Consider the following 19,236-nt stretch of genomic DNA (forward strand, 5'->3'; position numbering starts at 1 on the left):
CCAATTTCCAAAACAAGGATCACTTATGAGCACACCTATTATCCCGTGGATGGGCGGCAAGCGCCGCCTGGCAGATCGTCTGATTCCACTCTTTCCACCCCACGAGTGCTATGTCGAGGTCTTTGCTGGCGGCGCCGCGCTTTACTTCATGCGTCCACAGGCTGCGCCGGTTGAGGTTCTCAACGATATCAACGGCGACCTGGTGACGCTGTACCGTGTCGTGCAGAACCATCTGGAAGAGTTCGTGCGCCAGTTCAAGTGGGCGCTCAGCTCCAGGCAGGTGTTCGAATGGCAGAAGATGACCCGTCCGGAAACCCTTACCGATATCCAGCGCGCGGCCCGGTTTTTCTACCTGCAGCACCACGCTTTTGCCGGCAAGGTCAGTGGGCAAACCTTCGGTACCGCAACGACGGGGCCGGCCATCAACCTGCTGAGGATCGAGGAGAATCTGTCTGCAGCTTGGCAGCGCTTGTCCGGTACCTACGTCGAGAATCTCGGGTGGCTTGAGTGCGCCGAGCGCTATGACCGGCCACATACCTTCCATTACATGGACCCACCGTATTGGCAGACCGCCGGCTATGGAGTGGACTTCCCCTTCGAAAACTATGAGCGGATGGCCGAGTTCATGCGGCGTTGCAAGGGCAAGGTGATGGTGAGCATTAACGATCACCCCGATATCAGGCGGGTGTTTGAGGGGTTCCATTTCGAAACGGTGGATATTCGATACAGCACGGCCAACCAACGCCAGGCGAAGGCCGAAGTCAGCGGCGAGCTGGTGATCATGAACTGGGAACCCAACGCTTTCGGCGGACTTTTCTAACTCACCGGCTGGATCAAACTGGGGCCTTTGTTTTTCACGTTGCCCACCGCAACGTCGACCTTAAACCATTCAAAGGCTTCGGCCGGCTCGCCTTGGAGCAACACCATCTGCTCGGCACGTTCCTTGGGCGTTGCCGGGTCCAGCCATTCACGGGCCAGGTCCGGGGTCAACACCACGGGCCTTCGGTCGTGAATGTCCACCATGCCGCCGGCACTGTCGGCGGTGATGATCACGAACCCGTCATGCTCGCCTGGCCCCCCATCGGAGTCAGGTAGCTGGCCGATGGATGCACATAGCACCGGCGCGCCGTCCCGTCTACGGATCAGGTAGGGCTGTTTTTTCGGCCCGCCTTCATCAACCCATTCAAACCAGTTATCTATTGGCGCGATTGCGCGATGCGGCCAGATCGAGCGGAAGAACGGCCCATGAGCGACCTTCTCAACTCGGGCATTGATTGGCGCGGCTCGGTCCTTTGCCCAGTGCGGTCGCCAGCCCCAGCGCACTGGGTCGGCGTGCAGCAGGTCGCCCTGCAAGTGCAGTAGTGCAACCTGGGTCGTAGGGGCGACGTTATAGCGGTCAAGCGGCAGATCCCCTACGGAATTAACCAGCGCGTTGGGCATGCTCAACGCCGCAACGAAGTCGTGGATGCCGCTGTACTGCGAGAGCCTTCCGCACATATCTGTTTCCGCCCGTCGATTTCAATGAACAGCCGCGCCCCGACCCCTCTCTAGAATTTTGACACCAAGCAGGGAGATTCGTCATGGCAGGGTATATTCTGAAAATTAAAGAGATTGGGGTTTTTGGTGGGAGCCGCAAAGCTTCCTCCTTTTTTTCGGCCACGCCGGAAGAAAGATACGATTTTCGTTGCCTTGTAGCCGATCACCTTGCTCAGCGAGGCCTTATCAGCAAGGTAGAGTGGCGCGAGTTAAGCGAGGAGGCGGCTGCTGCCTACGCCGATGAGCTTGGCTGATTTGGGTTCCTAGATAGAAAACCCTGACCTGAACACTTCAGACAGTCTTCCCGCAGCACGAACTGGTCCAAACAAGCGGCGCACTTGGTGAATTGGGCGCATTGCAGTAGGGGCCTGGCCTTGCGGTAACTTTCAAAATCATGCTCCTCCAAAGCGACCTGGGCGCAATCTACCACCGCCCGGTAGGTGTCAGCGTCGCAGATGATTGGATAAACCTTCCCATTGATAACTTGTGCAGTCTGCACCAAGTCGTACAGCTCACCGGATGGTGCGATAAGCAGCAGCCCCTCTATAGCCCAGGCTTTATTGCTATTGCGGAATTCCAGGCGACGGTCACGGTTGGTGCCAACCACCTTTCCATCAAACCCACACGCACCAGGGCCGGTGACTGAATAGTACGTGTTGGACATTATCCGCCCAATGCACTCCGATCCGGCTCTGCGCACTACATCGTAGTGTGCACCAAACATGTATCCCTCAACGTCGGTAGCCAGTTCTTCGACGGCATGCCAATAGGCCGCGTCAGCCAACTCGTCCATTTCCATCTTTTCCATTTGATCAATCACCCCTGCCTCCAGCATGTCATGGGTTTCCCACCTGCACATAGATCTGTGAGCCTCGGGGTTATCCATTCGGCTAAGACCGTCGTCAAGGATCAGACGCCATTTGGCGAGCCAAGCCGTTTTGAGTTCTAAGGGGGGCATGCGATTGACTGCTTATTCACACTGTATGCGCATACAGTAATCGAGGTTTGAAACGTACGCGATTTGAGGCGACGAGCTGTAGGCAGTGAGGCGGACAGGGGAGGAAAAAGTGAGCGGGGGGAGGATGAAAGTTTGCGCTTCTACGACGTGAAAAAACCCATTCCAACATAGCATTTTGGTGACGGCACGGCAATCGAAAGCAGGGCTTCAGCCAGTAAATACGGGGCGTTGACCCGTTGGCCGGCGTGTCGTGGCTCGGCGGCGTCAGGGCACGACGCCGGCCCGATGCGCACGCCCACGGTGCGGGGATGTGGCGTGCCACAAGTTTCCGGGGAAGTGACGTGCTACAGGCGGTCGGTAGGATGGTCTGCACCTGGCGCGCGCCGTCGTCCCCCCACCTCGCCTGCGGGCTAAACGGGTCGTTTTTTCTGCGCACCTGCGGACCACTCTCGGCGGCGCAGGCTGGGCGCTTGCTTGGCGTTTTCGAGGGGGCAAAAACCTGCGGAACCCTGCAAGGGTGGATGTTTTACGCAACGCTTATAAGCACGCACGAACGGCTGAAATTAGTAGGTGCCTCGGGAAAAAGGTTAGTTTTTTTTTGAGGGGGTGCTTTGGGCTTGGAAGGCCCGTGTTTGTTGGGCTTGAGACCTAACTTTGATGGGTTAGGTTGGGTTAGGTTAAAGGTTAGCAATTCGTAACTTACTGTTTTTAAAGGAATTAATATATTGAATATTTAACACTAATAAAGGTTAGGAAATAACCAGACCTAACCCAAAAGCTAACCTTGCAAAGCCTTCGAAAAGCCTTAGTAGACAAGGCTTTCAAGGCGCCTATCAAAAAACTAACCCTCCTAACCTCTTTCCCGTGGGTCAACATGAAAACGCGAGCTGTGCCGAGGGCGGGTCGCTTTTGAAGATGCGTGCGGTATTGCGCAGTAATCACGACATTTACTTCCATGCGCCCGCACTCACACGAACACGGGTCCAGATGTCGACGTTTGCAAGGGATTTTCAATTGGAGCGACAGGCACTGGCGATAAGCTACGCCCATGCTGCTGTGTTTTTATGGTTCACACGGCCTGATGGGGGGACTCGGTACCCGGACACAGGGCTACGAATTACCTGCGCCGGCTTCCATGGAAAGCTTCGTCATCAGCGATTATGAAGTCGAGCTAAGCCTTGTTTGATGTGGCCTGCATTTTCTCCAATGGTCTGAAGCGCGCCACGGATATTACCGCCCAGCTCTGCCGTGTCTTGCTGTTCGGCCCATAGCGTCAGTTCCATTATTGCCGCCTCAAGAGCCAACTGGTTCTCATAAATCCGACCCAGCATGTCTGCTAATGAGTATTCGCTCGCCATTGTCATTGTCCTAAATGGAAAAACTTTGAGCTTAGCAGGGCATATAGTCGATATTACTTGAGGGGCGAATCAATGCACCGCCCAAGGATGAGATTGTGCGGAAGCGGTACGGGATTTTCGAGGGGGCTGAAGTGCAGTATTACGATGGGGCTGGGACTTAGCAGTTCCAATCCAACCCTTACGGAGCCTCAATCTACCAGCTCCGAATACGGACAGATTTCGCTAGGCGGGCAGGCGCTCTTACCTAACTGAAGGTGCCAATAGCCCACATCGTGCCACTGACCAAGCTTGTAACCGACCTTGGGGTAGGTACCGATGTGTCGGAAACCAAGTTGTTCATGTAATCCGACGCTACCCGAATTAGGCTGGGAGATCCCCGCGTACGCAGAGCGATAGCCCTGTCGAGCTAGGATGGGCAGCAACACCTCATAGAGGTTGCGGCCCACACCTCTGCGTCGTTCGCTCTCGGCAATGTACACGGTTACATCGACTGCCCAACGGTACGCCGCCCGCGCTCGATGCTGGCTGGCATAGGCGTAGCCGACTACTTTGCTTTCTCGAACTGCAACCAGATAAGGATAGGTCTGCAGCGTCGCTGTGATGCGCTTTTGGATTTCTCCGACGCTGGGCGGCACCTCTTCAAAGGAAATTGCGGTGCCGGTCACAATCGGGGCGTAGATAGCCTGGATGGCCGATGCATCTTCAAGTTGTGCCACCCTGATTTCAAAAGACATTAATGGCCTCAGATTGATCGTTGATTCACGCGCGCCATAAGTTGCTCGGCGCTTTCCTTGCGTTCTGAATAACGGTTTACCAGAAACGCCTGGCTGTCACGCAGCAAAAGGGTGAATTTTACGAGTTCTTCCATCACATCGACCACCCGATCGTAGAAAGCAGATGGCTTCATTCTCCCGGTCTCGTCGAACTCCATATAGGCTTTGGGTACCGATGATTGATTGGGAACTGTGAACATGCGCATCCAGCGACCCAGCACGCGCAACTGATTTACCACGTTAAAGGACTGTGATCCACCACACACCTGCATTACCGCCAGAGTCTTCCCTTGGGTCGGGCGAACAGCGCCGAGTTCAAGAGGTACCCAGTCGATCTGAGCCTTGAACACGGCTGACATCGCGCCATGCCGTTCCGGTGAACACCAAACCTGACCCTCCGACCACAACATCAGATCTCGAAGTTCCTGCACCTTCGGATGATCCACCGGTGCGTCGTCGGGCAGTGGCAAACCGGTAGGGTTGAAGACGCGGGTTTCCGCACCGAAATATTCCAGTAAGCGCGCAGCCTCTTCGACCAGCAGGCGGCTGAAGGAGCGCTCGCGTGTCGACCCATAAAGCAACAGGATTCGAGGCTTTTGATCATCCGAGCGAGGCGTTACTTGTGAGGCCTCGAACAGAGAAATGTCCAGGTTGGGCAATTGTTCTGACATATGTCCTCTATCTCAGATTGTGCCGATTCGATCCAACTCACGTTTGAGTTCATCGCGGCTGAGGCTGTTGAAGGGAAGTGCTAAAAACGCTTTGCAGCGTTGTTCGATTCGAGCAAGCGTGGCGCAGAAAGCGGCGTCAATCGTTGATTCGTCACCCACGGTATCGGATGGATCTTCTAGGCCCCAATGAGATTTCACGGCCGGGCCGAAGTATACCGGGCAAGATTCACCCGCTGCTTTGTCGCATACCGTGATGACGATATCTGGTGGGTTATTTTCGAATGCTTCATTACCCTTGCTGCTCAAACCTTCGATAGAAATGCCTGACCGTTGCAAGACATACAAGCTGCGCGGTAGCACCTGCCCTTTGGGGAAACTCCCGGAACTCACGGCTTTAAACCCTTCCGGCGCCAGATTGTTAAACATGGCCTCTGAGAGAATGCTGCGGCAACTGTTGGCCGTGCACATGAACAGGACTCGCATTTATTTCTCCTTCCGGTCGTTGCGGACATCGAAGATTCAGGACAAAGCCAGCTTCGAGTGAGTTGTTAAGTGGAGTTAGCGGCAGGCAACATCGCGGCCAGGTCGTCCATCCATATTCTGTAGGCGTAAAACGTCGCCCTGCAGCCACTGAGTGTTGGCGCGCAACGTCACTTCCAGCACTTCATGCACCCAAGCCGGGAGCTCCGGGTTTAAGCGATAGTAAATCCATAGCCCTTGGCGACGGTCCAGCAGCAGGCCAGTACTACGCAAATGTGCAAGGTGTCGGCTAATTTTCGATTGGCTGTCGTCGAGAGCGCACATCAATTCACAGACGCAAAGCTCTCCTTGGGAAACGATGAGTAAGGTAGCGCGGGCGCGGGTTTGGTCTGCCAGGCTTTTGAATACTTCCTGAGGCTCTATCATGCTGAACGTTTTCATATATTCGAATAAGCGAATATACGCATATGCCTATACACGAGACAAGCCGTTCGCTGACGAACGCCAGCTTTTGGTCACATCGAGGGAACAGTGGTGGTACGAAAGTGGTACGGGGATTTTTACGGTGCGCTACAAGGCACGTATTTCAAGGCCTATGGAGTTAGCAGTTCCAATCCATCATGGGGGCAACGGAGAAGCGGCGGGAGAGGGGAGCTGTTTGTAGGGGCATTGGGGATCTGAGTCAACGAGGCGAATGGGGCGCAGTTTATCAGGGATGGGTCTAGGGTGTGGGAGGGGCTTGTGCGCTTCTCACCACCTCGCGTTGCACAGTGCTTCGTGTGGAATGTGTCGGGACCGGAGGGAGGCCAGTACGTTAGATATCGTGGTCTGACCCCGATATCCCGACGCGGGATGACGTGTTGGCAAGCCTGCGCATTCCGCCGCAATTGATGGGGATTGTTCCGCAGAATGCGGGTGGGTTTGGATCTATTCGGGAGGCGGCACAGATCTATGCGGCCAATGAACTGGAGCCTATTCAGACGCGTATGACTCAGTTGAATGACTGGCTGGGTGAAGAAATTGTTAAATTCAAAACTTATGAAATGAATAGGGATATTTGACATTTACGCGCTCAACGATAAATTTATGATTGTAGGCGTTGTAAATGTGGAGTGCTATAAAAAAGCCGCCACTAAGGCGGCTTTCTAAGTTGGAATTAATGGCTGCAAATTTATGTGCTATGCCCTTATTACAAAATCTCCGATCTGCGCGTTATGAAGCTCTTTTAAGACACTCGTTCCGGGTTTGATAGACTCAGTTACAGTATCTTGTGGGCCAAAGATCCCGACCATAGCAGACGAGGTAGTAACCTTTTTTATCTCGCGCGTGTCATTGGTTTTGATGTGTTCGCAAGAAACCAAAGTTGATACTCTTGGTTGGACATGCGTGGCCTTTGCTCTCCCGCGTACTATCTCAAGCTGCTCAAGTTGTTCACCCGAATCCGGATCCACGATCACATCACCCAATCCAACCACTAAAAAAACATCCCCAACCTGAACCCCACTTTCGGAGCCTTTTGCGATCACTACGGTGTAAGCGTCAGGGGTCGAGGCTACTCTTGAGAAGTAACGACTAGACATTTCCATTCTCCAGCGAATTTAGTTGGTTGATTGCCGTAAAAGGTACAACCGGACGAATAACTAAATTTTTTAGCTCTTCTTGAGTGGTTGGTATTTTTTCAAAAATATCGAAGTCTGCAATTATTTTAACTTGTATTATTTTTTCTTGGATTAGATGTACTACTGCCAAATATGCCAGTCGATCTATCTCATCAATTTGTGCGTAACACCCAAGGACTATATTATTTATGAAGTTTTCATTCCTTCGAATTATAAAGGTTTTTTCTTCGGGTATAAATTTTATAGGAGATTCATAAGGTGGTGGCGGAGTTTTTTCATTGGATAAATCGTAAGTTATTTTTATGAGTGTGAGAATGATTATGCCAGAAGTTGCCAGGGCGAAGAGCAGCCATTTGACGCTGATTAGGTCGCTGACATTTACAAACATTGTAACTATGCCTGAAAGAAATCCAATGAATCCTATTGCGACGGAAAGGCCTGATATGCTGAAAAAACCACTCAATATCTTTTCTTTCATTTTTGTATGCTCAAATCCTTGGCTTAAATCCCACAAAGTTGGTGCCACGAGCAATGAGGCGATTTGTAGGTAGCTTACCAAAAAGCCTACTTACGCGCTGGCACTACTCTGCCAAGATGACCGGCTTGCTAAGCCCTTGACGAACAAGATTGAGGATATATAGGGTTTGAAGACTGCTGAAATCACTGGTTGGGATCAGAGGCTTTCGCGCCAGTGTCATCACAAATTTTGAGTTTATAAGAAAACGCTCTATCGCAGTTTTCTTCTGGCCAATAGTCTCACCAAATTCGACATGCCCAATAAGTTCTTTGTCGATAATGAGTGGGGAGAGTGTAGCGAAGAATTTTCTCTGAAAAGCGTTGATTTCGCAGGTCCCTGCCGACGCGTTTAACTCCACTGACATTCCCGCGATTTGTAGTGTGTCAGGGTTGAGGTTGGCGAAGAATTCTTCGAAGCTTTCGCGGATCTTTGTAAATCTCCTCTGATAGCCAGCAAAATCGCTCACCGCCTCGTGTATATCGTCATACAATTCCATCGCTATATTCCTTGTGTTCGTTGCCGAGTGAGCGAGAGGCTATCACTTCGAGGCGGCAGTTTCAGCTCTGATCTGACGCCATCGATTTCATCACAAACCCTCTCCCCGTGCAGGTTAGGCAATCCTCTCTTTGTCCGAAGTGATCAAGGCAGCTCGGGCAGGTGCAAAATTTAGCGAGTTCGATGAATGGACGTAAACGTTCAAAGGCTTGAATGTCACGACGTTCCAGGGCGACCTGTGCCATATCGATTAGAGTTAGATACGTCTTTGGTTCTGGCAGTAGTTCGTAGGTTTTCCCATTTATAACGCGTGCTGTCTCTATCAACCTGTACCGCTGACCGTTCGGCATCGTCAGCGAGAGGCCGGCGATGCTGCCTTTTTCCCCTGCCATGCTCAGGGCCAAATCTGCACCGTTTGCGTTGGAACACACCTTCCCGTCATAGGTGTGGGGCGACCCCGTAGGCTCGTCCGTAATTTCATTGAAGATTGAGCGGTTGATGGTGCCCAGCATTTCATTCGTTCCGACATTCACAACGTCATAATTCGAAGATCCTCGGGAGCAATCAGGGGGGCTTTGAAGTTCCTCTACGGCGTGCCAGTACGCCGAATCGGCCATCTCCTTCATATCGAACTGCTGAACCTGATCTATTAAACCCTCGCTAGCCAACGCTGCGACCATAGCGTTTAGCGTCTCCCGGTGCGCCTCTGGGTTCTGCATTCGGAAGTCCTGGTCGTTAAGGATCGAGCGCCACTGCTGAAGTCTGAACGCCTTAGTCTGGTCGACATTCATGGGTTTCAATCATTTTACGAGTGCTGGTTCTTTGTACAGTAATCGAGCTTCGAAGAGGACTCTAGCGCTGGGCGACGAGCTGCCTAAAATTCGGGGAAATGGCGTGCCACAAAGTGCCCTCTGCGAGGCCTGTTCTACTTTGGCGCGCGCTGTCGTCCCCCCACCTCGCCTGCGGGCTAAATGGGTCTTTTTTTCCGCAGTCCTGCACCTAGCCAAGCGCCCCCACAGCCGGGTGCTGTAGTAGTGGCGTCGAAGGTCAAAAAGCCTGCGGATCCCTGCAAAGGGGGGCCGTCTGATAGGGCGGATCTGGCAGAGCGGGAGGCGGGTAGACAAAACCATGCGATGCGTGTTTTCCAGGAACGCCATCGGAAAGAAGTAATGTGGTAATTCGAATATCGTAACTCCGGTGAAAGCCCCGGAATCATTGGCTTTGCTGGCTTACTTCTGAAAGTAATTTTGAGTAATGAAAAAGGTAATGTGGCGCTAAGTGACTGATCTATAAGGGAGGTACAAAACGGAATGCATACTTTTTGGTGTTCTTAGTGGTGGACGTTTTGATTTCATCCAGGGTATTGAATGCCTTTAGCGTGTTGCTCGCAGCCAGCGCTGCCGTGGTCGCAGTGGTGCGAGCGATATAAAGAACAGGGTCACTTCCACCTGGCTTGGGAGGAGTGTCTTTCAGGGCAACGGAATTGGCTGTCATGACACCCATGGCGGAATAGAAAATATCATTTTGTAGGGTGCTGTACGGCTCAGTGCCCACCCTGCATCCGTCGCGCTATCAGGTAAACGCCCAGCCCGACCAGTGCGGTGACCGCGCCGATATACCCGGTGCTCGTCCACCCCAACCCAGACGTAATCGCCATCCCACCCAACCACGGCCCCAGTGCATTCGCCAGGTTGAACGCCGCATGGTTGGACGCCGCCGCCAGGCTCGGGGCTTCGTGCGCGATGTCCATCAGGCGGATTTGCAGCGGCGCAGCCAGGGCCACCATGGTGCCGATGAGGCCCATGCTCAGCAGGACGCCCCATAGCGAGGACGCCGCGAAGGGGAAGAACAGCAGCACGGCCATCGACCAAACCAATATCAAACCCACCGCCCGAAACTGCATGCGGTCGAACAGCTTGCCGCCGGCGATGTTGCCGATGATGCCGCCCACGCCAAATGCGGCGAGGCCGAAGGGGATCCACTGCGGCGATACTTTGGTCACTTCGAGCATGGTTGGCGCCAGGTAGCTGAATACGCAGAACATCCCGGCAAAACCAATGGCGCCAATGGACAAGGCCATCCACACCTGGGGTTTGGTAAACGCGCGCAATTCTTTGCGCGGGTCGCTGCGTTGTTCGTCGTGGCGGTGGGGGACGAATTGCCAGACCAGCGCGATGGTGCATAGGGCGATCACGCTGACCAGCGCGAACGCGGAGCGCCAGCCCAGGTGTTGGCCGAGAAAGGTGGCGATGGGGTTGCCCAGCAGCATGGCGAGGGTCAGGCCCATCATTACGCGGGCGACTGCGCCGGCGCGTTTGTCGTTGGGCACCATGCTTGAAGCCACCACGGCGGCAATGCCGAAGTAGGCGCCGTGGGGCAGGCCGCTGATAAAGCGGAAGGCGATCAGTGAGCCGAAGGACGGGGTGAAGGCGGTGGCGAGGTTGCCCAGGGCGTACAGGGCCATCAGTAACAGCAACATGTGTTTGCGCAGCAATTTGGCGCCGAGGATGGCGAGGAGTGGCGCGCCGACCATCACGCCGAGGGCGTAGGCGCTGATGGCGTGGCCGACTTGCGGTTCGCTGAGGTTCAGGTTGTGGGCGATGTCCGGCATCAGGCCCATGATCGCGAATTCGCCAGTACCGATAGCGAAAGCGCCCACGGCCATGGCAGCTTCCATTTTGGCGGCACTGCGCGCGGGCAGCACGTGCCCGTGTGTTTGCTGGATAGTCATGGGTAACTCTGTTTGGATGGATCGCACGAAGGACAGCCGCCGATGCTACGCAAGCAGCGACAAAGGTGTCTAGAACAGCCTTTTGTGTGAGAGTTCCTGCCCTGTGACCCCACGTCGCGCCTGCCAAGCTTGACACCGGTGAGTTAAAACCCTCGATTTAGAGCTGTCAATTGGCCAAACGGCGCATAAACGCTGTTTGCCGTGATATTCTGCGCGCCGTCCTGGTCTAGCCTTTCCTGGGTACGTACATCCGTATACGTCCCAGCGATTGGGTGTCGCCCAGGTAGCTGAAGCCAATAATGATAAGAAGTCAGCGCAGAAGGGACTAAAAGTAAGGTCGATACGTCGGTCTTGTGTGCTCACCCTGCGACCTTGAAGACTCAGGGGCGGTAGGGCGGATGGCGTTTTATCATAGGTGCTACTGATGTTTAAAAAAGTAAACACTGCCCTGCTGGGGCTGGCTTTGTCGATGGGGATCACGTCCGTTCACGCGGAAGAGGCAAAGAAAGTCGATGTGCTGCTGGTCGGCGGCGGCATCATGAGTGCGACCCTGGGTGTATGGCTCAATGAGCTGGAGCCGGGCTGGTCGATGGAAATGGTCGAGCGCCTTGATGGCGTTGCCGAAGAAAGCTCCAACGGCTGGAACAACGCCGGTACCGGTCACTCGGCCCTGGCTGAGCTGAACTACACCCCGGAAGACAGCAGCGGCGTCGTTCAGATCCCGAAAGCGGTCGAGATCAACGAAGCGTTCCAGATCTCCCGTCAGTTCTGGTCCTGGCAGGTCCAGCAGGGCGTGCTGAAGAACCCGCGTTCGTTCATCAACTCCACACCGCACATGAGCTTTGTGTGGGGCGATGACAACATCAAGTTCCTGAAAAAACGCTACGAAGCCCTGCAAGCGAGCCCGCTGTTCGCCGGTATGCAGTACTCCGAAGACCCGGCGCAGATCGCCAAGTGGGTTCCGTTGATGATGGAAGGGCGTGACCCGAACCAGAAAATCGCGGCCACCTGGAGCCCGCTGGGTACCGACATGAACTTCGGCGAGATCACCCGCCAGTTCGTCGCCCACCTGCAAACCACGCCGAAGTTTGACTTGAAACTGTCGAGCGAAGTGCAGGACATCACCAAGAACGCCGACGGTTCGTGGCGTGTGAGCTACAAAAACCTGAAAGACGGCACCAAGACTGAAACCGACGCCAAGTTCGTGTTCATCGGCGCCGGCGGCGGTGCACTGCACCTGCTGCAAAAGTCGGGCATTCCTGAAGCCAAGGAATACGCGGGCTTCCCGGTGGGCGGCTCGTTCCTGGTGACCGATAACACGGCCATCGCCGAGCAGCACATGGCCAAGGCCTACGGTAAGGCTTCGGTTGGCGCGCCACCGATGTCGGTTCCGCACTTGGACACCCGCGTGCTGGATGGCAAGCGCGTCATCCTGTTTGGCCCATTCGCGACCTTCTCCACCAAGTTCCTCAAAGAAGGCTCGTACCTGGACCTGCTGACCAGCACCACCACCCACAACATCTGGCCCATGACCAAAGTCGGTATTCGTGAATACCCGCTGGTCGAGTACCTCGCTGGTCAACTGATGCTGTCGGATGACGACCGCTTCAAGGCGCTGCAAGAGTACTTCCCGAACGCCAAGCAATCCGACTGGCGCCTGTGGCAGGCCGGCCAGCGCGTGCAGATCATCAAGCGTGACGAAGAGCTGGGCGGCGTCCTGAAACTCGGAACCGAAGTGGTCAGCTCTGCCGACAACACCATCGCGGGCCTGTTGGGCGCATCGCCAGGCGCGTCGACCGCGGCTCCGATCATGCTGACCGTGCTGCAGAAAGTGTTCAAGGACAAGGTTGCGACCCCTGAGTGGCAGGCCAAACTGCACCAGATCGTACCGAGCTACGGCACCAAGCTGAACGACAGCCCAGAAGCGGTTGCCAAGGAATGGGCCTACACCGCCGGTGTCCTGCAACTGCCTACACCGCCTGTGATTCCGCAAGCGGCTGCTCCAAAGGCGACCGAGGCTGCCAAGCCTGCGGCTGAGCCGAGCAAGCCAGCGTCTGACCTGGCGCTGTAAGTAACGGCTAAGAAAAAGCCCGCTGAACCGGTTACGGTCAGCGGGCTTTTTTGTGGTCGGGTGTTTATGGGTGGCGCTGGGTTCGCTCGACCGCAGGCAGTTCAACCGTACGTTCGGCCGCCGCTAACGCTGCCTTTAAACCAGCCTGGTCCAGCGGGATGCAATAAGCAGGCTTGGCTCGCTCAAACCGCCAGCTTTCGTCCAGCCCACCTGCGTCTATGGCATCGAAACCCAGCTCATCGAGCAACGTGATCACGCGTGCCTTGGCCGTCGCGTCATCCGCTGCCACCGGCAGTGCGCGGCGGTCAGGTGCACCGTGAGGGCGGGCATCTTGCGTCAGGTCCGGCGCAAAGATCGCATTGAACACTTTCACTACATGTGAGTGCGGCAAATGGTCAGCAAGCAGCCGGCTGGTGGTGGTTTCAAAACGGTCCAGTTCCGGGATATGCCCGTCGCGGTCGGGATAGTAATTGTTGGCGTCCATCACCGTTTTACCCTCTAACCACTGCGCAGGTACGCTGCGGTAATGTTCCAGGGGAATCGCCACGAGTACCACATCGCCAAATTGTGCGGCATCGTCTGCACTGCCCACTTTTACGCCAAGTATGCCGCTCAGCACACTGCTCATGGTTTGTGGGCCACGGGAATTGCTCAACATCACTTCGTGCCCGGCCGCCAGTGCCAACTGCGCCAGGGCACGCCCGATAAAACCTGCTCCAATCACGCCAATCTTCATGTGCTTGCTCCAGTGAAGGTATGAAGTGGCTAAATGGGTGTTTTACGAAGGCGCTGTGCCGCACAACGTGCAGGTAAGCAGCCGCTTGCAGATCAACGAAAGCAGGGCGTTGATGTCGGCCGCCCTGGATGGTTTCGGCATTGTGCTCGGTCCGGAAGGCTTCCTGCGTACGGCGTTAGCGAGGGGCGACTTGGTGCGGGTGCTGCCGGACTTTGACGCGCCCAGCCGGGCCATGCATTTGGTCTACACCGCGAATCGGCAACGTACTGCTAAGTTGCGAGGTTTTGTCGAGGCTGTGCTGGGGCGTTTTGGCCCGACTTGAGGGGGGTAAATGCGCACTGTGCCTTTCGTCTGCGCTGATAAGCGCAACGTCCTCAGGTTCAGCAACCTGACAGACACTACCTGTTAAAAAATACCCATGGCCGATCAGGAGAGCGGCTGGCAAAGGGGGCATTTTCAATTTTGCAGGTGTTTGGGCGTCAGCGCCCGAGGGGTATATATGTTGCTACGTTATGCCGCATTGGCGGCCATGGTTGTCGCCGCATCCGGGTGTGTGCAAGAGCGCGTGGTGCATGAGCGCAGGCCGGTTCAACGTGAGTATGTGGAAGTCGTTGCGCCGCAACCGCCGCCGGTGCAGGTGGTCGAGGTCGAACCGCCCGTGCGCTACGGCTATGTATGGTCACGGGGTTACTGGCGCTGGGAAGGTGGGCGCTACGTCGCGGTACATGGTCATTGGGAGCCGGTACGCGAGGGTTACCGCTATGTGCATCCACACTGGGTGCAACGTAATGATGGGTATCACTGGCAGGGCGGTGGTTGGGTTCGCTGAGCCTTGGCTGGATCGGCGTCCTGGTGCCTGGCAGCCGAACCTCGCGCAACAGCGCCGAGCTTAGTTGTTCGGTGCCCGGCTCTTTATAGCGTTCGCTTTGACCTGAGTGCCGCTGCAACGGCACTCAGGTCAGTCGCTTCATGCCGGCCGCCGTCGCAGCCTTCAGGTCAAAGGTGGCGGTATATTCGCAGCCAGCGGCATGGGCACAGCGTTCTATCAGGCAGTCCGCAAAATCGGCCTTGCTCGCCGTGAAACGTCGCAGGGCCTGCCAGATGATCTCAGCGTGCTCAATGGTCAACTCACGGGTGCGCAACAGCGTTTCCAGAACAGTTACCACATCACTCTTGGCTGACGGGTAACAACTTTGTAAAACCCACACCAGTTCCACCACGGACACCAAACTGACAAAACCTGGTGAAAAGGTGGTGAGCGATTAGATCAGCTCGGATGCCTTGGGCGATTGGACGGGATCATTCTGGGTGACGTAGCGCACCAGCTCATTGGTATCCAGCGCGATCATCCAGCTTTCGCTCCTTGTGCCGCGATGGCGCGGTTCATTTCATCCAGTGAGACGGCGTTGGCGGGTTTTCGGATCAGGCCTTTGAGGTCGTGTACGGTGTTGCTCGCTGCCATGATGGAAAATTTACCGTCCTCCATTTCAACGAATTCAACGCGGTCTCCTGTTTCCAGACCCAAGGCGGTTCTGACCTGAAAGGGAATGGTGATTTGCCCTTTCGAAGTAAGTGTGGCGGTGGCCATGTTGAAGATCTCCATCGTGATGCTCCTCACCTTAGGGTAAGGATCGATGGTGGACAAGATCCGTTGGTCCATAGGTTGCTCCCTGGTGTGTGTGAGTCGGGACACGTAAAAACCTTAGCCCGACTCACGCCACCTGCACGCTCCAAAAAGCCCTTAAAGCGCTACAACTTATGACTGAAACCGGCGGTTTACTGCGCCACGCGATAGCACGGCACATACGCCGCACCGCCTGGTAGCTTCATACGGTGTTGGGCTACAAACGCCTTCAACAATTCGTCCAGCGGTTTCATGATGGCCGGGTCGCCATGGATCTCATAAGGGCCGTTCTGCTCGATCAGACGGATGCCCTTGTCTTTCACGTTACCCGCCACGATTCCCGAGAAAGCACGGCGCAAATTGGCGGCGAGTTCGTGGGGTGGCAGCGAATGGCTCAATTGAAGGCTTGCCATGTTTTCGTGGGTCGGGTCGAACGGGCGCTGGAAGCCCTCATCGATTTTCAGCAGCCAGTTGAAGTGGAAGGCGTCGTTACGTTCGCGACGGAACTGCTTCACCGCCTTGAGGCCAATGGTCATCTGGCGGGCCACTTCGGCCGGGTCGTCGATGATGATCTGGTAGTGCGCCTGGGCGGCCTCGCCCAGGGTGGCGCCGACAAATGCGTGCAGTTGTTGCAGGTACGGGGCCGCGTCTTTTGGCCCGGTGAGGATGACCGGGAACGGCAGGTCGCGGTTGTCCGGGTGCATCAGGATGCCCAGCAGGTACAGGAACTCTTCGGCCGTGCCGGCGCCGCCCGGGAAGATGATGATGCCGTGGCCTACACGGACGAAGGCTTCCAGGCGCTTTTCGATATCCGGCAGGATCACCAGCTCATTGACGATCGGGTTCGGCGCTTCGGCGGCGATGATGCCCGGCTCGGTCAGCCCCAGATAGCGCCCACCGGTGATGCGTTGCTTGGCATGGGCAATGGTCGCGCCTTTCATCGGGCCTTTCATCACGCCAGGGCCGCAGCCGGTGCACACGTCGAGACTGCGCAGGCCCAGCTCGTGGCCGACCTTCTTGGTGTATTTGTATTCTTCGGTATTGATCGAGTGCCCGCCCCAGCACACTACAATCTTCGGCTCGACACCCGGGCGCAGCGTACGGGCGTTGCGCAGCAGGTGGAATACGTAATCGGTGATGCCCTGGGAATTGCTCAGGTCGATGCGCTGGCTGTCCAGTTCATTCTCGGTATAGACGATGTCACGCAGGGCGCTGAACAGCATTTCGCGGGTGCTGGCGATCATTTCGCCATCGACGAATGCGTCGGCAGGGGCATTCAGCAATTCCAGGCGAACACCGCGGTCCTGCTGGTGGATACGAACCTCAAAATCCTTGTAGGCGTCGAGAATGGTCTTGGCGTTGTCGATGTGCGCGCCAGTGTTGAGGATAGCCAGGGCACACTGTCGGAACAGGGTGTAGATGCTACCGGAACCGGCTTCGCTCAGTTGCTGCACTTCACGTTGGGACAGGGTTTCGAGGCTGCCCTTGGGGCTGACGGAAGCATTGATGACTTGACGTTGGGGCATTCTTAATCCTTGAAAGCACAGCCACCGCACCCGCACAGGGCCGCGATGGCTTGAGAATGGTGGGCGCCGAATTCGAACGCACGAGACGGATGTTTACCTCAGGCGCGAGGCCAAGCGCAAACACCGTCCAGCACCATAATGCCGCAGAACTTACTGAATCAGCTTCCAGTTTTTGTAGAAAACCCGACGCAGGGTAAAGACCATCCCGGCAAATCCAGCGATTACCGCATTGAGAACCAAGGGCAGCGGGGTCGGCCGCAGAATATCGATAAGCAGGCAGTAACGCTTTGCATCGTTTTTGTTGAAAGACGCATGCATTACCGTGTCATCGAGGGCGCGTCATACAAGCCATTACGCAGTAAATCGTAAAGGCCGCAGATCACTACCAGGCCGAGAAATACCAGGGTGGTCTCGGGGAAAATATCAATAATCAGCAGCACGCCGAATACCCAGGCGACCGATACTGCCTTTTTACGCAAAGCAGGCTTGTTCATCTAACTCAGATCCAGCACGACGCCATTCGACAGGTCCGGATCCGTGGCCGCGAGTGGTGGGTGTTTGACACATATCGAAACAGCTGCGTCATGATAAGGCGTTCGGCGTCTGTTGGCGTTTTAAATAGTGCGAAATTGTTAAGGCTCTACACAGTTTTTAACCCTGGCTGCACTGTGTGGATTGGATTTTGTAAACGGAAGATTTGCGACTATCGTGACGCTTCGGTTTTTCGGACGTCATAGACCGGTACGATTGAAGTTGAATGGCCACCACTGGCCTTCGGCACCTTGGAAGAGGCAGAAATTTTATGATCATCAAACCGCGGGTTCGTGGCTTTATCTGTGTGACCGCTCACCCTGTAGGCTGTGAAGCGAACGTCAAGGAACAGATTGACTACGTCACTGAGCACGGCGCCATCGAAGGCGGCCCGAAGAAGGTGCTGGTTCTCGGCGCATCCACCGGCTATGGCCTGGCCGCGCGTATCAGTGCTGCGTTTGGCTGCGGCGCCGACACCCTGGGCGTGTTTTTTGAAAAAGAAGGCGAAGAAGGCAAGCTGAGCTCCGCTGGCTGGTACAACAGTGCCGCGTTTGAGAAGTTCGCTGTCGAAAAAGGCCTGTACGCCAAGAGCATCAACGGCGACGCGTTCTCCAACGAGATCAAGCGCCTGACCATCGAAACCATCAAGAAAGACCTCGGTAAGATCGACCTGGTCGTCTACAGCCTGGCCGCGCCACGCCGTACCGACCCGCAAGGCGTGGTGCACACTTCCACCCTCAAGCCGATTGGCAAGGCCGTGACCCTGCGCGGTATCAACACCGACAAGGGCGTCGTGGTCGACACCACCCTGGAGCCTGCGACCCAGGAAGAAATCGACGGCACCGTCAAAGTGATGGGTGGCGAAGACTGGCAGCTGTGGATCGACGCCCTGCGTGACGCCGACGTCCTTGCCGAAGGCGCCAAGACCACCGCGTTCACCTACCTCGGCGAGAAGCTGACCCAGGATATCTACTGGAACGGCTCCATCGGCGAAGCCAAGAAAGACCTGGATAAAAAAGTCCTGACCCTGCGCGACAACCTTGCGGCACTCAAGGGCGACGCCCGTGTGTCGGTGCTCAAGGCTGTGGTGACCCAGGCCAGCTCGGCAATCCCGATCATGCCGCTGTACCTGTCGTTACTGTTCAAAGTGATGAAAGAGCAGGGCACCCACGAAGGTTGCATCGAACAAGTATACGGTCTGTTCAAGGACAGCCTGTACGGCAGCCAGCCGAAACTCGACGCAGACGGCCGCCTGCGTGCCGACCTTGCCGAGCTCGAACCTAAAGTCCAGGACGCCGTCGCTGCACTGTGGAACCAGGTCACCGACGACAACGTTAACGAGATCAGCGATTTTGCCGGCTACAAGGCTGAATTCCTGCGCTTGTTCGGCTTTGAAATCGACGGTGTGGACTACGACGCTGACGTCAATCCGACCGTGAAGATCAACGGTCTCATCTCAGCATAAGACGGCTTAGACAGTAGCCTCGATAACCCTGTTATGAGGCTGCTGTTTGTAAGCGCACAGAGCGTCAGCCTTGGCGAAAGGCTGACGCCAGCCGCTCTTGGGCATGGGTGAAACCAGAGCGCTTGATACCGACCACTTCTCTCTC

22 protein-coding genes and 4 pseudogenes are annotated in these 19,236 nt (G+C 55.6%); 7 read left to right on the forward strand and 19 right to left on the reverse strand.

The window, feature by feature from the left end; genetic code table 11:
- Window positions 1-25: 25 nt before the first annotated feature.
- Entirely contained in the window at window positions 26-820 is a 795-nt protein-coding gene (locus AACY36_RS12140; protein ID WP_054919850.1) for a DNA adenine methylase, read from the forward strand.
- Here the strand turns inward: AACY36_RS12140 and AACY36_RS12145 are convergent.
- A complete protein-coding gene (locus AACY36_RS12145; protein ID WP_339497148.1) occupies window positions 817-1,497 on the reverse strand; it encodes an SOS response-associated peptidase family protein in 681 nt (226 codons plus the stop codon). The genes AACY36_RS12140 and AACY36_RS12145 overlap by 4 nt on opposite strands.
- Before the next feature lie 83 nt (window positions 1,498-1,580).
- On the opposite strand from AACY36_RS12145, the gene AACY36_RS12150 reads away from it, so the two are divergent.
- Complete coding sequence (locus tag AACY36_RS12150; RefSeq protein WP_339497149.1) at window positions 1,581-1,790, forward strand: hypothetical protein; 210 nt, start codon at window positions 1,581-1,583, stop codon at window positions 1,788-1,790.
- Here AACY36_RS12150 and AACY36_RS12155 read toward each other — a convergent pair.
- The 6 genes from AACY36_RS12155 to AACY36_RS12180 all read right to left on the reverse strand — a co-directional run bounded on the left by AACY36_RS12155 (window position 1,769) and on the right by AACY36_RS12180 (window position 6,202).
- A complete protein-coding gene (locus AACY36_RS12155) occupies window positions 1,769-2,494 on the reverse strand; it encodes a hypothetical protein (protein WP_339497151.1) in 726 nt (241 codons plus the stop codon). The two genes, AACY36_RS12150 and AACY36_RS12155, sit on opposite strands and share 22 nt — an antisense overlap.
- Window positions 2,495-3,645: 1,151 nt before the next feature.
- Window positions 3,646-3,852, reverse strand: a complete 207-nt coding sequence (locus AACY36_RS12160; RefSeq protein WP_236326985.1) for a hypothetical protein — start codon at window positions 3,850-3,852, stop codon at window positions 3,646-3,648.
- A 188-nt stretch (window positions 3,853-4,040) separates the two neighbouring features.
- A complete protein-coding gene (locus AACY36_RS12165) occupies window positions 4,041-4,586 on the reverse strand; it encodes an arsinothricin resistance N-acetyltransferase ArsN1 family B (RefSeq protein WP_339497153.1) in 546 nt (181 codons plus the stop codon).
- 8 nt (window positions 4,587-4,594) lie between these two features.
- Entirely contained in the window at window positions 4,595-5,296 is a 702-nt protein-coding gene (arsH, locus tag AACY36_RS12170; RefSeq protein ID WP_236326796.1) for an arsenical resistance protein ArsH, read from the reverse strand.
- A 12-nt stretch (window positions 5,297-5,308) separates the two neighbouring features.
- On the reverse strand, window positions 5,309-5,779 hold the full coding sequence (locus AACY36_RS12175; protein WP_339497155.1) for an arsenate reductase ArsC: 471 nt from the start codon (window positions 5,777-5,779) through the stop codon (window positions 5,309-5,311).
- 75 nt (window positions 5,780-5,854) lie between these two features.
- A complete protein-coding gene (locus tag AACY36_RS12180; protein WP_339497157.1) occupies window positions 5,855-6,202 on the reverse strand; it encodes a metalloregulator ArsR/SmtB family transcription factor in 348 nt (115 codons plus the stop codon).
- Window positions 6,203-6,621: 419 nt separating this feature from the next.
- Here AACY36_RS12180 and AACY36_RS12185 point away from each other — a divergent pair.
- A pseudogene (locus AACY36_RS12185) lies at window positions 6,622-6,837 on the forward strand (phage portal protein); the annotation flags it as partial.
- A 117-nt stretch (window positions 6,838-6,954) separates the two neighbouring features.
- Here AACY36_RS12185 and AACY36_RS12190 read toward each other — a convergent pair.
- The 6 genes from AACY36_RS12190 to AACY36_RS12215 form a co-directional block, all read right to left on the reverse strand.
- Window positions 6,955-7,356, reverse strand: a complete 402-nt coding sequence (locus AACY36_RS12190; RefSeq protein ID WP_339428386.1) for a hypothetical protein — start codon at window positions 7,354-7,356, stop codon at window positions 6,955-6,957.
- The gene (locus tag AACY36_RS12195) at window positions 7,349-7,954 is read right to left on the reverse strand and encodes a hypothetical protein (protein WP_339428387.1); all 606 of its coding nucleotides are present in this window, start codon (window positions 7,952-7,954) and stop codon (window positions 7,349-7,351) included. Before AACY36_RS12195 ends, AACY36_RS12190 begins: the two co-directional genes overlap by 8 nt.
- Window positions 7,955-7,976: 22 nt before the next feature.
- Window positions 7,977-8,408, reverse strand: a complete 432-nt coding sequence (locus AACY36_RS12200) for a hypothetical protein (protein ID WP_339428388.1) — start codon at window positions 8,406-8,408, stop codon at window positions 7,977-7,979.
- A gap of 61 nt (window positions 8,409-8,469) precedes the next feature.
- Complete coding sequence (locus AACY36_RS12205; protein ID WP_339428389.1) at window positions 8,470-9,198, reverse strand: hypothetical protein; 729 nt, start codon at window positions 9,196-9,198, stop codon at window positions 8,470-8,472.
- Window positions 9,199-9,694: 496 nt separating this feature from the next.
- Window positions 9,695-9,961, reverse strand: a complete 267-nt coding sequence (locus AACY36_RS12210) for a hypothetical protein (protein ID WP_339428390.1) — start codon at window positions 9,959-9,961, stop codon at window positions 9,695-9,697.
- Window positions 9,951-11,138 carry an MFS transporter gene (locus AACY36_RS12215; RefSeq protein WP_339428391.1) on the reverse strand — a complete coding sequence of 396 codons (1,188 nt, stop codon included), beginning with the start codon at window positions 11,136-11,138 and terminating at the stop codon, window positions 9,951-9,953. The genes AACY36_RS12210 and AACY36_RS12215 overlap by 11 nt, the downstream gene beginning before the upstream one ends.
- Before the next feature lie 424 nt (window positions 11,139-11,562).
- Here AACY36_RS12215 and mqo point away from each other — a divergent pair, with 424 nt between their 5' ends.
- Window positions 11,563-13,209: a malate dehydrogenase (quinone) gene (gene mqo, locus AACY36_RS12220; protein WP_339428392.1), complete on the forward strand. Its 1,647-nt coding sequence runs from the start codon at window positions 11,563-11,565 to the stop codon at window positions 13,207-13,209.
- A 64-nt stretch (window positions 13,210-13,273) separates the two neighbouring features.
- Here mqo and AACY36_RS12225 read toward each other — a convergent pair whose 3' ends face one another.
- The gene (locus tag AACY36_RS12225; RefSeq protein ID WP_339428393.1) at window positions 13,274-13,945 is read right to left on the reverse strand and encodes an NADPH-dependent F420 reductase; all 672 of its coding nucleotides are present in this window, start codon (window positions 13,943-13,945) and stop codon (window positions 13,274-13,276) included.
- A 31-nt stretch (window positions 13,946-13,976) separates the two neighbouring features.
- On the opposite strand from AACY36_RS12225, the pseudogene AACY36_RS12230 reads away from it, so the two are divergent.
- Both AACY36_RS12230 and AACY36_RS12235 read left to right on the forward strand, forming a co-directional pair.
- Window positions 13,977-14,267: pseudogene (locus tag AACY36_RS12230) on the forward strand (LysR substrate-binding domain-containing protein); the annotation flags it as partial.
- A gap of 177 nt (window positions 14,268-14,444) precedes the next feature.
- Window positions 14,445-14,774 (forward strand): hypothetical protein, encoded by a 330-nt coding sequence (locus tag AACY36_RS12235; protein ID WP_339414846.1) that lies wholly within the window; start codon window positions 14,445-14,447, stop codon window positions 14,772-14,774.
- Window positions 14,775-14,898: 124 nt separating this feature from the next.
- On the opposite strand, the pseudogene AACY36_RS12240 reads toward AACY36_RS12235, so the two are convergent.
- The 5 genes and pseudogenes from AACY36_RS12240 to AACY36_RS28285 all read right to left on the reverse strand — a co-directional run bounded on the left by AACY36_RS12240 (window position 14,899) and on the right by AACY36_RS28285 (window position 17,589).
- Window positions 14,899-15,294, reverse strand: a pseudogene (locus tag AACY36_RS12240) (PIN domain-containing protein).
- Entirely contained in the window at window positions 15,291-15,548 is a 258-nt protein-coding gene (locus AACY36_RS12245; RefSeq protein ID WP_339414845.1) for an AbrB/MazE/SpoVT family DNA-binding domain-containing protein, read from the reverse strand. Before AACY36_RS12245 ends, AACY36_RS12240 begins: the two are co-directional and overlap by 4 nt.
- A gap of 173 nt (window positions 15,549-15,721) precedes the next feature.
- A complete protein-coding gene (gene ppnN / locus AACY36_RS12250; RefSeq protein WP_339414844.1) occupies window positions 15,722-17,095 on the reverse strand; it encodes a nucleotide 5'-monophosphate nucleosidase PpnN in 1,374 nt (457 codons plus the stop codon).
- Window positions 17,096-17,245: 150 nt separating this feature from the next.
- Window positions 17,246-17,425 (reverse strand): annotated as a pseudogene (locus AACY36_RS28280) (aspartyl/asparaginyl beta-hydroxylase domain-containing protein); the annotation flags it as partial.
- Complete coding sequence (locus AACY36_RS28285; RefSeq protein WP_370467911.1) at window positions 17,413-17,589, reverse strand: hypothetical protein; 177 nt, start codon at window positions 17,587-17,589, stop codon at window positions 17,413-17,415. The pseudogene AACY36_RS28280 and the gene AACY36_RS28285, both read right to left, overlap by 13 nt.
- Before the next feature lie 308 nt (window positions 17,590-17,897).
- Between AACY36_RS28285 and fabV the strand changes: the two genes are divergently transcribed.
- Entirely contained in the window at window positions 17,898-19,091 is a 1,194-nt protein-coding gene (gene fabV, locus AACY36_RS12260; protein ID WP_065874890.1) for an enoyl-ACP reductase FabV, read from the forward strand.
- Window positions 19,092-19,236: the final 145 nt, after the last annotated feature.

Source organism: Pseudomonas sp. EA_15y_Pfl1_P101 (genome assembly GCF_963970835.1).
GTDB classification, from domain to species: domain Bacteria; phylum Pseudomonadota; class Gammaproteobacteria; order Pseudomonadales; family Pseudomonadaceae; genus Aquipseudomonas; species Aquipseudomonas tritici.